General features: G+C 69.0%; 14 protein-coding genes. 4 read left to right on the forward strand and 10 right to left on the reverse strand.

Translation table 11 applies throughout. The features are described from left to right. Window positions 1-55 precede the first annotated feature (55 nt). On the reverse strand, window positions 56-1,879 hold the full coding sequence (locus AC1RUS_RS16175) for a DUF885 domain-containing protein (RefSeq protein WP_492917612.1): 1,824 nt from the start codon (window positions 1,877-1,879) through the stop codon (window positions 56-58). A gap of 113 nt (window positions 1,880-1,992) precedes the next feature. Beyond that, window positions 1,993-2,379: a nuclear transport factor 2 family protein gene (locus AC1RUS_RS16180; protein ID WP_492917613.1), complete on the reverse strand. Its 387-nt coding sequence runs from the start codon at window positions 2,377-2,379 to the stop codon at window positions 1,993-1,995. 90 nt (window positions 2,380-2,469) lie between these two features. On the opposite strand from AC1RUS_RS16180, the gene AC1RUS_RS16185 reads away from it, so the two are divergent. Beyond that, complete coding sequence (locus AC1RUS_RS16185) at window positions 2,470-2,991, forward strand: GNAT family N-acetyltransferase (RefSeq protein WP_492917614.1); 522 nt, start codon at window positions 2,470-2,472, stop codon at window positions 2,989-2,991. Between the two features lie 105 nt (window positions 2,992-3,096). Then, the gene (locus tag AC1RUS_RS16190) at window positions 3,097-5,340 is read left to right on the forward strand and encodes a transglycosylase domain-containing protein (RefSeq protein ID WP_492917615.1); all 2,244 of its coding nucleotides are present in this window, start codon (window positions 3,097-3,099) and stop codon (window positions 5,338-5,340) included. Between the two features lie 233 nt (window positions 5,341-5,573). Here AC1RUS_RS16190 and AC1RUS_RS16195 read toward each other — a convergent pair whose 3' ends face one another. The 8 genes from AC1RUS_RS16195 to AC1RUS_RS16230 form a co-directional block, all read right to left on the reverse strand. Further along, window positions 5,574-7,535 carry an ATP-binding protein gene (locus tag AC1RUS_RS16195; RefSeq protein ID WP_492917616.1) on the reverse strand — a complete coding sequence of 654 codons (1,962 nt, stop codon included), beginning with the start codon at window positions 7,533-7,535 and terminating at the stop codon, window positions 5,574-5,576. Between the two features lie 115 nt (window positions 7,536-7,650). Further along, window positions 7,651-9,738, reverse strand: a complete 2,088-nt coding sequence (gene cckA, locus AC1RUS_RS16200; RefSeq protein ID WP_492917617.1) for a cell cycle histidine kinase CckA — start codon at window positions 9,736-9,738, stop codon at window positions 7,651-7,653. A 104-nt stretch (window positions 9,739-9,842) separates the two neighbouring features. Next, window positions 9,843-10,928, reverse strand: a complete 1,086-nt coding sequence (gene flhB, locus AC1RUS_RS16205; protein WP_492917618.1) for a flagellar biosynthesis protein FlhB — start codon at window positions 10,926-10,928, stop codon at window positions 9,843-9,845. A 9-nt stretch (window positions 10,929-10,937) separates the two neighbouring features. Further along, window positions 10,938-11,693 (reverse strand): flagellar biosynthetic protein FliR, encoded by a 756-nt coding sequence (gene fliR, locus AC1RUS_RS16210; protein ID WP_492917619.1) that lies wholly within the window; start codon window positions 11,691-11,693, stop codon window positions 10,938-10,940. A 16-nt stretch (window positions 11,694-11,709) separates the two neighbouring features. Further along, entirely contained in the window at window positions 11,710-11,973 is a 264-nt protein-coding gene (gene fliQ / locus AC1RUS_RS16215) for a flagellar biosynthesis protein FliQ (protein WP_035044577.1), read from the reverse strand. Between the two features lie 250 nt (window positions 11,974-12,223). Next, complete coding sequence (locus AC1RUS_RS16220) at window positions 12,224-12,781, reverse strand: lipocalin family protein (RefSeq protein ID WP_492917620.1); 558 nt, start codon at window positions 12,779-12,781, stop codon at window positions 12,224-12,226. 87 nt (window positions 12,782-12,868) lie between these two features. Continuing rightward, window positions 12,869-13,168 carry an energy transducer TonB family protein gene (locus AC1RUS_RS16225; RefSeq protein WP_492917621.1) on the reverse strand — a complete coding sequence of 100 codons (300 nt, stop codon included), beginning with the start codon at window positions 13,166-13,168 and terminating at the stop codon, window positions 12,869-12,871. Between the two features lie 112 nt (window positions 13,169-13,280). Beyond that, window positions 13,281-14,657 (reverse strand): hypothetical protein, encoded by a 1,377-nt coding sequence (locus AC1RUS_RS16230; RefSeq protein WP_492917622.1) that lies wholly within the window; start codon window positions 14,655-14,657, stop codon window positions 13,281-13,283. A 437-nt stretch (window positions 14,658-15,094) separates the two neighbouring features. Here AC1RUS_RS16230 and AC1RUS_RS16235 point away from each other — a divergent pair, with 437 nt between their 5' ends. Then, on the forward strand, window positions 15,095-15,571 hold the full coding sequence (locus AC1RUS_RS16235) for a ribonuclease H (RefSeq protein WP_492917623.1): 477 nt from the start codon (window positions 15,095-15,097) through the stop codon (window positions 15,569-15,571). Between the two features lie 68 nt (window positions 15,572-15,639). Next, window positions 15,640-15,975, forward strand: coding sequence for a DUF2322 family protein (locus AC1RUS_RS16240; RefSeq protein ID WP_492917624.1), 336 nt, complete (start codon window positions 15,640-15,642; stop codon window positions 15,973-15,975). Window positions 15,976-15,983 lie beyond the last annotated feature (8 nt).

Raw genomic sequence — 15,983 nt, forward strand, 5'->3', positions numbered from 1 at the left:
GCAAAGCGGCGAGCCGCCCCCCTCTCCCGCAAGGGGAGAGGGCAGACACGTCGCCTTACTTCGCCGCCTTGGTCGCGGCGATGTAGTTGTCGACCACGGTGTCGAGCACGGTCAGCGGCGTCATGCCCGACAGCAGGCCCGCGTCGTGGAACTTGCGGATGTCGAATTTCTTGCCCAGGGCCTTCTTGGCGCGCTCGCGGGCTCGCAGCCAGGTGATCTTGCCGATCATGTAGCTGCACGCCTGGCCCGGCCACACGACGTAGCGCTCGATCTCGGTGACCGAGCCGCTTTCCTCGTCGCCCATGGTCTCGGCCATGTACTTCACGGCCTGCTCGCGGCTCCACTTCTTGTGGTGCATGCCGCTGTCGACGACCAGGCGCACGGCGCGGAACAGGGCGTCGTGCAGCATGCCGATATGGCCGCGCGGATCGTCCTTGTAAACGCCCATCTCGACGGCCAGCTGCTCGGTGTAGAGCGCCCAGCCCTCGGCGTAGCCCGAGAAGCCGACGACCTTGCGGATCAGCGGCAACCCTTGCGCCTCGTTGGACAGGGAGAGCTGCAGGTGGTGGCCCGGGACGCCTTCGTGCACCGTCAGGGTGGTCAGGGTGTACTTGGCCTGCTCCTTGGTGTCGCGCAGGTTGATCCAGTAGATCCCCGGGCGCTTGCCGTCGAGCGAGGGCGAGTTGTAGTAGCCGCCCGGGGCGCCGGCCTCGATGGCCTTGGGCACGCGGCGGATTTCCAGGGGAGCCTTGGGCAGCTGGCCGAAATAGGCCGGCAGCTGCTTTTCGATCCACTTGGCCTTGGTGTTGAGGTCCGCGATCAGCTGTTCCTTGGCCGCGTCGGTGTTGGGATAGATGTCCTTGCCCAGCTCGGCCATGCGCTCGCCGACCGTGCCCTTGGCCATGCCCATGGTCTTGAAGATCTTGTCCGCCTCGGCCGAGATCGACGTCACCAGGTCCAGGCCCAGCTGGTGGATCTCGTCGGGGGTCATGGTCGAGGTCGTGTAGTTCTTCAGCGAGGTGGCGTAGTAGGCGCCGCCATCCTTCAGGCGCCACACACCAGCGTCGTGCACCGCCTTCGGACGGGCCCATTCCATCAGCGCGATCTGGCGCTTCAGCGCTGGCAGCACCGAGTTCTCATAGATCTTCGTGGCCTCGCCCGCCCAGTCGCCCGGGATGTTCTTTTCCTTGGTGCGGCGGGCGATCGACTTGACCAGCGGCGCGTCGGCCGTCGGGGTGTCGGCGAAGGCCTTCATCTGGATCAGGGTCTTGTCGATGATGAAGTCGGGCGGGATGACGCCGTCGGCCATGTCGCGCTTGGCCAGGAGGGTCTCCTCGTCCATGTAGCGGGCGAAGCCTTCCAGGCGCTGCAGATAGGCGTCGGCGTCGGCCTTGGTCTCGATGCTGTGCTGGGTGTCGAGGAAGTCGGGCATGTACTGATAGGAGCCCGTCAGCTGGCTCAGCACATAGGGCGCGCCCGAACCGCCGCCGGCGTAGGTGAACTTCTCGTTGCCTTCGTCCTGCACCGCCAGGGTGAACTCGACGGTGTCGTAGTTGACGGCGTCCATGCCGGTCAGCGCCTTGCGGTCGATGGCGCGCAGGGCGGCCAGCTGTTCGCGGGTCTGGACGACGCCGGCGGCGATGGCCTCGAATGAGCGATCGCTGAGCAGGCCCTTGGTCCAGGCCAGTTCGTCCTTGTCCAGGCCCAGGCCGGTGGTCAGTTCGGGCGATTGGCGCAGGGTCTTGGCCATGAAGGCGTCGAACAGAGCGTTCATCTTGGCGGCTTCGCCACTGGCGGCCTGCGCGAAGGCGAGCGACGGCGCGGTGGCGGCAAGGCCCGCGGCGACGGTGGACAGCAGCATCTGACGGCGATTTTGCAAGGCGAGACCCCCAAAGGACATTTTGTTGGGCGAATGCGTAGGCCCTGCCCCGCTCCGCCGAAAATTAATTTCTCTTAATAGACCGAGGCGGACAAGACCTGACGCGCAAAGCGTCACTCGCCGCGATCCAGAGTCACATAGAGCTCGCTCTCGATCACCCACTGGCCCGTGACCTTCTTCCAGGTCGCCAGATAGGTCCCCGACTGATCCGGCGCCCCCTTCCACGACCCGACCCAGCGGCCGCGTTCGGCGGCGCGCAGGCCGGCGCTGTCGATCTCGATCGCCTCGCCGGTGCGGACATAGGCGATGAAGTCGGGGTCGCGGAACTGGGCGTCGAAGGCGGCGATCACCTCGGCCGCGCCCATCAGCATCGAGCCGTCGCCGGCGATCACCACGGCCTTGGGATCGAAGAACGGCGCGAGGCGCGCGGCGGTCTTGCCGACGATCAGCTTGTTGGTCAGCTTGCGGCGGGCGGCGATGGCGTCGGCGGGCGTGGTCATGGCTTGCTCACGGTGGCGGATCTCGCAAAGCGTCGCCGCCGGTGTAGCCTGCCGCCGCGAGCAACAGCAAACGCGAGTCGACGCCTCTTCATGCCTGCCCCGACGCTCACCACCGCCCGCCTGACCCTGGCCCCGCCCCAGTTGTCCGACTTCGAAGACAGCTGCGCGATGTGGAGCGATCCGCTGGTGCTCACCCACCTGGGCGGCCGCGCCTTCACGCCCGAGGAATGCTGGACCCGGCTGATGCGGGCCCGAGGCCTGTGGGACGTGCTGGGCTTCGGCTATTGGGCCGTTCGCGAGACCTCCACCGGCCGTTATGTCGGCGAGGTCGGCTTCGCCGATCTGCATCGCGAGATCCAGCCCTCGCTGCGCGGCCTGCCGGAGATGGGCTGGGTGCTGACGGCCTGGTCGCACGGCCAGGGCTTCGGGACCGAGGCGGTGACGGCGGGCCTGGCCTGGATCGATCAGGCCCTGGCGCCGCCGCTCGTGCCCTGCATCATCAATCCGGAAAACGGACCATCCCTGGCCCTGGCGGCCAAGATGGACTTCCGGCTCAAGACCCACACCACCTTCAAGGACGCGCCGATCATGGTGCTGGAACGCAGGCGCTAGGCAAACTTCGCCGTTCAAGAGCGCCGTTGGTGTGTTGGCGGGCAGAGGTCGTGTGCTATGGAGCCGCCCGACCCGGCGACGCACGCCCGGTGCGAGCGTCAGCCCATGTCCGATCCCAACACTCCGCCCCGGTCCAAGGCCATCTCGAACGGCCCCGAACCGGAAGCCGCCACGCCCAAGCCGCGCGCTCGGCGCAAACCGAAGGCCGCGCCCGCTGAAGATCAGCCGGCGATCGAGGCCTCTACCGAGCCCAAGCCCAAGGCCAAGACCAGGTCGCGGGCCAAGCCGAAGACCGTCGCGGCCGAGGCCGAAGCGCCGGCCACAGCTGCGGAGATCTCCGAGCCGGCGCCCGAGATCGCCGAGCCCGTCGAAGTTCTCGACGTCGCCGAGCCTGAACCGGCGGCCGAGCCTGAGCCCGAGCCCCCGCCTGTGCTCGCGCCGGCGGTCGAGCCCGCCGCCAAGCCGCCGATCTGGCGTCGCCGGTCCTGGCAGATCGGCGCGGGCGTCGCCGTCGCCGCCGTGCTGGTCCTGGTGCTGTCGCTGCTGTGGTCGCTGCCCCTGAGCCGCGCTCTGGAGCCGCTGGACAATTCGGCCCTGGTGCTGGTCGACGCCGACGGCGCGCCGATCGCCCGGCGCGGCTCCTACAAGGAAGCCCCGGTCGACCTGAAGACCTTGCCGGCCTATGTGCCCCAGGCCTTTGTCTCGATCGAAGACCGGCGCTTCTACAAGCACATGGGGGTGGACCTGCGGGCCATCGCGCGCGCCCTGGGCGCCAACGCCAAGGCCGGCGGCGTCTCCGAAGGCGGCTCGACCATCACCCAGCAGCTGGCCAAGAACGCCTTCCTGTCCAGCGACCGCAACCTGCGCCGCAAGGCCCAGGAGGCGCTGATCGCGGTCTATCTGGAAGCCCGGCTGTCCAAGGACGAGATCCTGTCGCGCTACCTGTCGTCGGTCTATTTCGGCAATGGCGCGTTCGGCGTCCGCGCCGCCGCCCGGCAGTATTTCGACAAGCCCGCCGAGCAGCTGACGATCGGCGAAGCGGCGATGCTGGCCGGCATGGTCAAGGCGCCCTCGCGCCTGGCGCCCAGCAGCAACCCCGACGGCGCGCGCGAGCGCATGCGGATCGTCCTGGCCGCGATGGTCGACACCGGCGCGATCACGGCCCAGCAGGCCCGGGCCGCGCCGGCCGGCGTCCATATCAGCAACGGCCGTCGCACCCTGCCCACCGGCTCCTATTTCGCCGACTGGGCCCTGCCCCAGGCTCGCGCCTCGGTCGGCGCCCGCTATGGCGAGACCGTGGTCCGCACGACGCTGGATCCCAAGCTGCAGGCCAAGGCCGAGGCGGTGCTGGAGCGCTATCTGGCCCGCGACGGCAAGGCGCTGAACATCACCCAGGGCGCCATCGTCGCCATGCGGGCCGACGGCCGCGTCGTGGCCATGGTCGGCGGCCGCGATTACGGGACCAGCCAGTTCAACCGCGCCGACGCCGCCCGCCAGCCAGGTTCGGCCTTCAAGCTGTTCGTCTACCTGACGGCCATCCGCAAGGGCATGACCATCACCAGCCCGATCTCGGACACCCCGGTCGAGCTGTCGGGCTGGAAGCCCAAGAACCACGAGGGCAAGTACCACGCCAGCGAAGTGCCGCTGATCACCGCCTTCGCCGCCTCGTCCAACGTCGCCGCCGTCCGCCTGGCCCACCAGCTGGGCCGCGCCGAGATCGTCCGCACGGCCCGCGACCTGGGAGTCACCGATCCGATCCCCAACGACCTGACCCTGGCCCTGGGCACTGGCCCGATGAGCCTGGTGCGGCTGACGGCGGCCTATGCAGCCATCGCGGCGGGACAGTACCCGGTCGTTCCGCACGGCCTGGAAGCGTGGCGTCCGACCAAGCCCGCCAAGCCGCTGAGCAAGGCCGAGCTGGTCAACATGCGCGACATGCTGCGCTCGGCCGTCCATCGCGGCACCGGGCTGGAAGCCGCCATTCCCGGTGCCTTCGGCAAGACCGGCACCACCCAGAACTATCGCGACGCCCTGTTCGTCGGCTATATCGACGACCTCGTGGTCGGCGTCTGGGTGGGCAATGACGACAACAGCGCCATGAACGGCGTGGTCGGCGGCGGCGAGCCGGCGATCATCTGGCGCGAGTTCATGCTGTCGGCCCTGGGCCGCGCCACGGCGCCCGCCCCGGCGGAAGACACGCTGACCCTGGAGGATCTGGGCCTGATCGAAGGCGACCTGACGATCCCCGGCGTTCCCGCGCCGCCGGCGGGCGAGACGCCGCCCGAGGCCATCGAACCGCCGCCGCCCCAGCCGGCCCCGCCGCCCCAGCCCGCGCCGCCGATCCGCTGAGGTCGACGCTCAATCCTGCATCCTTGATGCCGCGCATCTGGGTCCCCCATTCTTGTCATCCCGGCCGAAAGACCGCGTAGCGGGCTGTAGAGCCGGGACCCAGGGGCCACCGCACTGCCTTGGCCCCTGGGTCCCGGACAGCCTCTGCGAGGCTTCCGGGATGACAAGGATTTGTGGCTTCGAAGTTCCGGAATCTGCCAGCGCGGACAATGGCGTGCGGCCACTAAAGGGTCCTAGCCGCCGCCCTGCTGGATGATCCGCGACAGGGCTTCGACCGAATAGGGCTTCTGCAGCAGGTCGAAGCCCTGGCCCTCGCTGTTGGCCAGGGCGTCGCTGTAGCCGCTGGTCAGGATCACCGGCAACTCGGGCCGGGTCTCGCGCAAGCGCTTGGCCAGCTGCAGGCCATTGATCGCGCCGGGCATGACCACGTCGGTGAACACCACGTCGAACGCCTCGGGGTCGGCCTCCAGCAGCGCCTGGGCCTGCACGGCGTTGCGGGCCAGGGTGACGGTGTAGCCAAGGTCGGTCAGCAGCTGCCGGCCGAAAGCCCCGACCTCCTCGTTGTCCTCGACCATCAGCACCCGGTTGCGGCGCGGCGCGACCAGTTCGGTGACCGGCGCGGGCTCGGTCTTCTCGGCCATGCGCTTGCCGGTGGCGGGCAGGTAGAGCAGGAAGGTCGCGCCCTGCCCCGGGCTGCTCTCGACCCGCACGTCGCCACCCGATTGCTTGGCGAAGCCGTACACCTGGCTCAGACCCAGGCCGGTGCCCTTGCCCACAGCCTTGGTGGTGTAGAACGGCTCGAAGATCCGCTCCAGCTGGCTGGAGGCGATGCCCGGCCCGGTGTCGGTCAAGGCCACCACCACGAAGCTGCCCGACACCGCCGAGGCCGCCCGGCCGCCGGGAATGGAGTCGGCGGCCGAGACGTGGATCGACAGCCGTCCGCGCCCGTCCATGGCGTCGCGCGCGTTGACGGCCATGTTGATCAGGGCCGTCTCGTACTGGCCGCGGTCGACCTCGATAGCGCAAGATTCGCACGCCGCCTCGACCTCAACGATCACATTGGCGCCGACCAGGGTCTGCAGCACGGCCCGGAGGCGATGAACGCTGTCGACGGCGTCGAACACCTCGGCCTTCAGCGGCTGGCGGCGGGCGAAGGCCAGGAGCTGGGCGGTCAGCTGGGCGGCGCGGTCGGCGGTTTCGCCGATGGCGTCGACATAGCGGCGACGGCGGCGGTCATCCAGGTCGGGCCGGCGCAGCAGGTCGACGCTGGAGCGGATCACCGTCAACAGGTTGTTGAAGTCGTGGGCCACGCCGCCGGTAAGCTGACCGATGGCCTCCATCTTCTGGGCCTGGCGCAGGGCGGCGTGGGCGTCTTCCAGCTCGGCGGCGGTGCTGGTCTCCAGCGTGGCGTCGCGGCCCGAGACGTAGATGCGGTCGCGCTCGGCCACCAGCGTCCAGTGGACGGTGAACACCCGGCCGTCGAGACCGACCAGACGACTGGTGAAGTCCACCGGCGTCTTGCGGCCCCTAGTCTGGGTGAAGTTGGCGGCCACGTGGTCGTGATCCTCCAGCGGCGCGAAATCCCAGAACGGCGTGATGAACAGCGTCGTCTCGTCGAAGCCCAGCCGGCGGGTCCAGATCGGGTTGCAGGTGGTCATCAGGCCGTCGAGGCCGCAGACGGCCAGGAAGTCGGCGCTGAGCTCCCAGGCCCGGCTGAGCTCGGCGGTGCGGGCCTTGACCTCGGCCTGGAGGCCCAGGTTCAGCCGCCGCAGCTCCTGCTCGAACACGTCGCGCGCGGTGTCGTCGCGCAGGGTCAGCACGGCGCCGATCTGGACGCCGTGGGCGTCGCGGATCGGCGAGGCGCTGCCGATCGCCAGGACGTTGACGCCGTCGGGCCGGACGATGCGCCAGCGCGCCTCGCTGACCGTCTCGCCATTGACGGCGCGGGCCAGGGGCAGGTCGGCGGGCGGATGGGGCGCGCCCTCGACGGTGCGCAGCGAATAGGCCCGCACATAGTCGTCGGGACCGATGTTGATGTGGGCTCCGCCGTGAATGCGTTCGGCCTCGGCGTTGACCAGCAGGATGCGCCCCGCCGCGTCGGCGACGATCGCGCCCTCGGCAAGCTGCGCATAGAACGCCGCGACCTGCTCTATCGCGAGGGTGGAAATCGACTTGCGCCGTTTCCAGAAAGCCACCTACGCCTCCACTACGGCCTGACCGTCATGTTGGTCCCAGAAGATAGCAGGTTTACGGCGACGCTGTCGGTTTTCACCCGGCGCGGAAGAAAGCCGACCGCGCGGCGGACGACCGTCAGGCCGCCGCCATCTGCTGCTTGACCCGCTCGGCCAGGGTCTTGATGTCGATCGGCTTGGGCAGGAAGGTCACGCCCGTCTCGCCTTCCAGCAGATCGCTGAACTCGGCCTCGGCATAGCCGCTGATGAACATCACCGGCGCGTTGCCCAGATAGCCGCGCGCCTTCTTCAACAGGGTCGGACCGTCGATGCCGGGCATGATCACGTCGCTGATCAGGAGGTCGATGGTGCCGGCGTGCTCCTCGGCGATCAGCAGGGCCTCCTCGCCGTCACAGGCCTCCAGCACCTCGTAGCCGCGGGCGCGCAGCAGGCGGGCGGCGACGCCGCGCACGGCGTCCTCGTCCTCGACGAACAGGATGCGGCCGGCGCCCGACAGGTCGCGGGGCGGACGCACCTTGGCCGGCTCGGCGACCGCCGCGGCGGCCTCGGCCAGGGCGGCCGGGGTCGGCTCGTGGACCGGCAGGAAGATGCGGAAGGCCGCGCCCTCGTCGGGACGGCTGTGGACGTGGATCCAGCCGTCGCTCTGCTTGACGATGCCGTAGACGGTGGCCAGGCCCAGGCCCGTGCCCTCGCCCACCGGCTTGGTGGTGAAGAACGGGTCGAAGATCTTGCCCATGACGTCGGGCGGAATGCCGGGACCGTCGTCGGAAACCTCGATGAAGGCGGTGTCGCCCTCGGCGCCCGGGAAGCCCAGGCCGATGGCCTCTTCCTGGGTCAGGCGGGCGGTGCGGATGCGCACGATGCCGCCGCCCTTGGCGGCGCGCACGGCGTCGCGGGCGTTGACGGCCAGATTCATGACCGCCGTTTCCAGCTGGCTCTTGTCGGCCCGCACCTGCGGCAGGTCTCGGCCATAGTCGGTGATCAGCTTGACGTCTTCGCGCAGCAGGCGGCGCAGCAGGACCTCGAATTCCGAGATCAGCTCGCCCAGGTCCAGCACCTCGCGCTGGACGGTCTGCTTGCGCGAGAAGGCCAGCAGCTTACGGACCAGGTCAGCGGCGCGGACGCCCGTCTGGCGGATTTCGTTGAGGCCTTCGTACGACGGATCGCCGACCGGGTGGCGGTGCAGCAGCTCGTCCAGGCGCAGTTGGATAGCGGTCAGCAGGTTGTTGAAGTCGTGGGCGACGCCGCCAGCCAGCTGGCCGATGGCCTGCATCTTCTGGGCCTGGGCCAGTTGCAGCTCGATCTGCTTCTGCTCCGAGACGTCGATCATGTAGGCGACCAGACGACCTTCGGCCTTGTAGAGATAGAGGTGGGCGATGCGGGTCGGGTCGCGCGACAGGCGCACCTCGAACGGGCCCGCCTTGCCGCCGGCCAGCCGGGTCTCGGCCTCGGCGCGGGTGACGGGCTCGATCAGGTCGCCGAACAGCACGCCGGCCTTGGCGGTGGGGCCGGCCATGGCCATCAGCGCCGGGTTGGCTTCCAGGATGCGCGAGTTGAAGGGGTCCAGCCCCTCCAGCAGCGCCGCGCCGAACGGCGAGGCGCCGGAGAAGGCGTCCAGCGAGCCGGGCGGCGGCGCTTCGGCCTTGATCACCGGCGCAGGCGGGATTTCCAGGGCCACGGGTTCGGGCGGCGCGGGCGGGGCCAGGCGCACCAGCAGGCGGCCGCCGGCCAGGCGCGAGACGGTGGCGACGCGGTCGGCGCCGTCGGCGCGCAGCACGCCCTCGGCCACCTCGCCCTTGCGGGCCCGCACCAGGGCGGCGAACAGGCCCGAACCGGCCACGCCCTTGGGCAGGCGACGGGCCTCGCCCATCACCGCGCGCCACGGAGCGTTGGTGGCCAGCAGGCGGCCGTCGGCGGCGACCAGGGCGGTCGGCTCGCTCAGCGCGTCGATGAAGCCCTCGGCGGCGTCCAGGTCGCTTTCGTGATGGGCCGAGGCGCGGATGGCCACCAGGCCCAGTATGGCGACGCCGGCGACGCCGCCCAGCAGAAGCAGACCGGCCAGGGTGGTGGGGCCGGCGCGCAGGGCCGGCACGGCCGCGAGACCCGCCGCGGCCACGAAGAAGATCGCCGCCCCCCAGATCAAGGGGTCGAACCGACGCCGGGGAGCGTCGTTTTCAGCGATGTCCTGGACGGGCGTTTCGGCCATCGACGGCGGGAATCCTTATTTGAAATACGGACCGCGACTCACCTACGGCCGTAATAACAATACTCTTTTCGCAACAAAGGTCAGAGGGCGACTGAATCAGGGCCTCAAAGCGGCCTTGCGCGCGGCTTGGGCTTCTTGCCGTTCATGATGAAGCCGATGACCTTGGCGACGGCCTCGAAGTGCTCGACCGGAATTTCCTCGTCCACCTCGACGGCGGCGTAGAGCGCGCGAGCCAGGGGCGGATCCTCCAGCACCGGCACCCCGGCCTCCTCGGCCACGGCGCGGATCTTCAGGGCCAGCTCGTCCATGCCCTTGGCCACGCACAGCGGCGCGGGCGTCTCGCCGGGCTCGTACTTCAGCGCCACGGCGTAGTGGGTCGGGTTCATGACCACGACGGTCGCCTTGGGCACCGCCTGCATCATCCGCTGGCGCGAGCGCTGCATCTGGATCTGGCGGCGCTTGGCCTTGATATGCGGGTCGCCGTCCGACTGCTTGAACTCGTCCTTCACTTCCTGGAGCGTCATGCGCATGCGCTGCATGAAGCGCTGGCGCTGCCAGAACCAGTCGAAGCCGGCCACCACCACCATCAGCAGGATCACCGCGAAGAACAGGGTCTTCGACAGCTTCATGGCCTCGGGGATCATCTGCGCCGGGTCCATGCCGACTAGGTTGATCACCTCGCCGGCCTTGGGCTTGAGCACCATCCAGGCGATGATGCCGGTGACGATGAACTTCACGGCCGACTTGGCGAACTGCACCAGACCGTCGATGCCGAACAGGCGCCCCAGCCCCTTCATCAGGTCGAGCTTGGAGAGGTCCGGCTTGATCTTCTCGGCGCTGAGGATGAACCCCGTCTGGGACAGGTGGGCGACGACGCCGAAGACGGCGGTCACCAGCATCACCAGCACCACCGGCGGCAGGGCCGCCATGATCGCCTGGCGCGCCACCACCACGGCCCCGCCGCTCTCGACGTCGATCGAGCCGGCGTGGGCCAGGAACGGGGTCAGGGCCGCCGACAGGTCGCGGGTCAGCCAGCCGCCGGCCATCAGCACCACGCAGACCGCGCCCAGAAGTGAAGCCAGCTGCGGGACGTCCTGACTTTTGGGCGTATCGCCCTTGGCCTTGGCGTCCGACAGCTTCTTGGCTGACGGTTCTTCTGTTTTCGAGTCCTGATCTGTGTCTTCCGCCATGCCCCGCCCCTAGTTGAAGATCGCCAGGAGGTCGCGGTAGCGGTCGGTCCAGACCATGGCGATGCCGCCAAGGCTCAGGGCCAGCAGAGACAGGCCCAGGATCACGCTGAGCGGCGAGGCCACGAAGAAGATCTGGAAGGCGGGCATGACCCGCCCCACCAGGCCGGTCGCCAGGTTGAAGACCAGCGAGAACACGATGACCGGGGCGGCCAGCTGCACGCCCAGGGAGAAGCTGTCGGCCACGGTGCGCACGGCCAGGGTGGCCGCGTCGTTGATCGGCACGGCGCGGGTGAACGGGAACAGGTCGTACGACTTGACGATCGCGCCCAGGAACAGGTGGTGCAGGTCGGTGGCCATGATCAGGGTCAGGCCCAGCATCGACAGGAAGGTCGACACCGCCGTGCTCGACTGGCCCATCGACGGGTTGGTGCTCTGGGCGAACGACAGGGTGGTCTGCATCGAGACGATTTCACCCGCCGTCGACATGGCGGTGAAGAACAGCTTCAGCACCGAGCCGATCATCAGGCCGATCAGGATTTCGTGAATCACCGCGCCGGCCAGCCCGCCGACCGTCGCCGGCATCGGACCGATGTTGCGATAGACCAGCGGCGCCAGGATCATGGCCATCAACAGCGCGAACGACAGCCGGATGCGTTGGGGCACGGCGGTGTCGCCGATCCCGGGCATCAGCATGACCATGGCGCCGACCCGCGCGAAGACGAGGCCGGCGACATAGACCTGTGCGGCTGTCGCGTAGGAGTCCAAGCGCCCTCGTCTCCCCCTACATGCCGGCGATGCGGGCGGCGATCTGGCGCATGAACGCCGACATCAGCGCGCCCATGAACGGCAGGAACAGCAGCAGGGCGATGAAGATCGACACGATCTTGGGGGCGTAGACCAGGGTGGCTTCCTGGATCTGGGTCAGGGCCTGGAACAGGCCGATGGCCACGCCGACCACCAGGCCGACGATCAGGATGGGCGCGCAGAGCTGAAGGGTCAGCCAGATCGCATCGCGACCGACATCGAGAACTTCAGCGCCGGTCATCCGAAAGGCCTCGTCAAAGCGGGTCCGAACACGACCCTGGAATCGAGGCTCGAAGGTGCCGCGATATGGTTAACAGGGCGTTAGGAGTTGTTACCGAAAAGCGCGTTCCGGGTCTCTGCGGCGCTCTGCCTCAGCGCGGTTTTGACAGGGCTCCGCGCAAAGACAGGGCCTGATCAAGCGCTGCGACGAGCGACCGGCGCGAGAAGGCCAGGACCGCCGTCCGCCGCGCACAGATTCGCGGTGAGACTGCTCAAGACACGCCGGCTATGAGCCTGTCGCGGGAAATTCCAGCAGGCTGGTGTCGTAGCCGAGCCTTTTGGCGCGAGCGACAAGCGGCGCGATCTCGGCTGGGCTGGGCCGTGGATTGCGCGTGTAGATCCAAAGGTCGTGGAAGCTCGGATCGGCCGAGATGAACCAGCTGTAGTCGTCCGCCCGCTCCAGCACCCAGTAGTCGCGGGGAATGCGGATGATCCCAAAACACGCGATAGCTGACGTGCAGCTTAGCGTTCGTCCCCGGATCGACGATGTGCGCGGGGCCGCCGATGGTTTTCAGCTTGCCGGTGGGAGCGCCGTCGCGACAGAAGTCCAGCACCCTCACCTTGTCGCCGCCTTGTGGCGTGTAGGTGGTGCCGCCCGCCACGCAGCCATCGGTGAGCCGCATCGGCCGACGGCCGATCTCGTACCAGGTTCCGGTGTAGAACCGTCCGGCGTCTATCGACGTCGCCGGACGCGGAGCGCTCGGGGAAACGCCCGTCGTCGCGCAGCCCGAGAGGGCGAACAGGCTTGAGGCGATCAGCAGGGCGCGCATGAGAAGTCTCCGTCTGGCGTGACAGATACGACGGGATGCTCACCGTGGATGCTCGGGGCGACCGCGATCCCCCGAGCGTGACCCGTCTCAGCGAATGCGGATGCGCACCGGCACCTGGATGTACGAACCCGCGCGGCTCTTGCCGTCGGGACCCAGCAGGTCGACCTGGAAGCGCGAGGCCATCTTCAGGGCGGCGTCGCCGACGCCCAGTTCCGGCGAGCTTTCGCCCTCGACGGTGCAGCCGGTCAGGTGGCCGTCGTCGGTGACCAGGCAGTTGAGGATCGCGACGGCTTCCTTCGGCTGCGAGGCCGGGATCAGCATGTCGGCGGCGGCCTTGGCCGGAGCGGCGTTGGACAGCATGGCGGCGAGAGCAAGCGAAGCGATCACGTAATTTCGTCCCTGTTATTCCGGCCGATCGCGTCGTCCTTGCGATGCGTCGACTTTTTTGCGTCCGGCGGGGCCTGCCCCTTCGACCTGGCGCCTGTTGTCCCGAACCGGGTCAGTGGGCGTGGGCCGCCTTCAACCTCTGCAGGCCCTGTGCCGCCAGATCGGTCAGCGAGCGCAGGCCCAGCTCCGAGAACACGTCGAAGGCGCTGGCCAGGGCCACGGCGGCGCGGTCGAGGCGCCCGTCGTCGCGGCCGGTGATCTCGACCCGGGCCTCATAGAGGCGGGCCAGGTTCATCTGGGCCACGGCCCAGGCGGCCGGATCGCGCGAGCCCGGCGCGGAGGCCAGCTCGGTCTTGAAGGCCATCTCGGCGGCGTCCAGCACCGCCAGGTCGGCGGTCAGCTCGGCGCAGCGCGCCAGGCTCAGCGCGCGGTTGTTGGCGACCACGGCGCGCAGGGCCAGGGCCGGCTGGACCTTCAGCACCTGGGTGGCGCGGTCGTAGCAGGTGACGGCTTGTTCGAAGGCGCGGTCCGAGGTGGTGGCCTCGCCGATCGCCTGCAGGCCCGCGCCCAAAGCGGCCTGGGCGCGCGCCCAGTCCATGGGGCTGTGGTCCATCGAGATCGGCTCGACGGCCGCGTTCAGCGCCTCGACGCCGTCGGCGATGTTGGCCAGCTCACCGTCCAGCTCGCCCAGCTGCACCAGGGCCGCGCCGCGCAGGCCTTCCAGTCGCGACCAGGCCAGGGGTTCGAAATCGGGATCCAGGGCGCCGGCGGCGGTCGTCGCCTCGCTGATCGCCAGGTGGGCCAGATTGCGATCCTTCAGGCGCGTGGCGCAGGCCAGGATCAGCTCGATGCGGGCCGCGCGCTGGTCGGCCAGCAGCAGACGCGCGCCGCCGCCCTTGGTGCGCTTGGCGGCAGCCAGGGCCCGCAGCGGCGCCTCATAGGCCTGGACCGCCGCCAGGGCGCGATCGACATTGTTCTCCGCCAGGCCCGCGCGGCCGTCGAGGCCGGCGATCAGGGCCATGGCCAGGGCGCATTGCTGGTGAGGCGCGGTGCGCGCCAGGGTCAGGGCCGCGCCGGCGGCGGCGTTCAGCCCCTCGTCGCCGAAGAGGTCGGCCCCGAGGATGGCCAGGGTCGCCTGCTCGCAGCGCGCGGCCGACAGGGCCTCGGTGCGGCGTTCGGTTTCGAAGACCTTGCTGGCGGCCTCGGCGTGCGAGGCGGCCTTGCGCAGCGCCGCCGCGTCGCCGGAGCGTCGCGCCAGTTCGCGCCAGACGACGGCGGCTTCGAGGAGACGCGAGCCGCGATCCTTGGCGCCGATCCGGCCCGCCGCGACATCGGCCGAGCGCGCCTCGTTGGTGAGCAGCCGGACATCCAGCAGTTCCAGCAAGGAGGTGTCACCGCCGGTCAGGCCCTCGCGATGCGACGCCGCCTTGGCCTCACCTCCGGCGTCGACGCCGAAGAGACGTTTCAGATCACGACCGAACTCGAACATCGACGCGCATCTCCGCACACGGATCGTCCCACACCGGGACGTCCGGCAAGGGTTCAACGCATGAAGAGCAAACCCGGAGCCAACGCGTTTAACAAGTGGTTAATAGGTGTTTACGGCGCGTTAACCATAAATAGTAGGGAACTCTTTACAAAGTGAGCCCAAGGAGCCCGCACGGCGGATTTTTGACCCGTTTTGGCACGCTTCTTGCTTGGCGTTACGGCTGGCCGCTCGACGTAAACCATCGTCGTTAGAACATTGTTCATCGGCCTAAAGATGACGTTAACCATCAAATTTAAGATCCCGTTTACTTTTCGTTCCGCGACAGACCTCCGAGAAGTTGAAATTCTGGCGATTTCGCCCGCCAAACGACCTCGCGCACGCCACCTGCCCTCCTCGCCGAAACAGGCTAGAAAGCGCCGGCAGCGAGGGAGCCCGCCATGACCGTCATCCTCTGGACCGCCAGCCTGTGCCGGCCCGATCCGGGCTATGGCGGCTACGCCTTCGTGCGCCGCCTCGAGGGCGAGACCGGCGCGGCGGCGATCAAGGGCGCGGCCGGCGGCGAGCGGCGGGCCAGCGGCGCGCGCATGTCGCTGACCGCCCTGATCGAGGCCCTGGCCAGTCTGTCCGACCTGCCCGCCGGCGTCGCCGTGACCCTGAACTTCAGCGATCCGGCCCTGGCCTCCGAACTGGTCAGCGCCGACGGCGCCTACGCCACGTCCGAGCCCGAGACCTGGGCCGCCGCCCGCGCGGCGGTGGCCGCCTGTCCCGTGCTGAACCTGGCGCCTCTGGCCGCCAGCGCGCCGGCCGCCGGCTTCCTGGCGGCCTGGGCCGACTTCGGCCTCGACACCGCCAAGACCCGCGGCAGCTTCAAGGCCGCCATCCCCAAGCCCAACCTGCTGAAGTTCCCGGGCTAGCGTAGCCGACGCCGTCGGAGGGTGTTAAAGCGCCGCCCGATCCATTCTGGCATTCGAGACAGGCGGCGATGATTCAACCCCGCGCGACGTTCAAGGACAACCTGCAGCAGCTGGCGACTGTCGATGGCGTGCAGCGCATCGACCTGGTCGACGCCGCCGGCGCCGTGGTCGCCAGCATCGAGAACCAGCCGGGCAAGCAGGGCTCGCTCGCCGTCTATCACTATCTGCAACAGACCTTCGGCGGCCTGGACGCCCAAGCCGCCGAACACGGCCTGGTCGTCTTCGCCGAGCACACCGCCGACGCCCGCGCGCGTCCGGGCGCGCATCCGAACGTCGACCGTCTGCTCGAGATCGCCGCCGGCGGCGCCCCGCTGACCATCCAGGTCATCGCCGCCGACCGCTGAGCGGGTTG

The organism is Caulobacter sp. GW821-FHT10F06, from assembly GCF_058809215.1.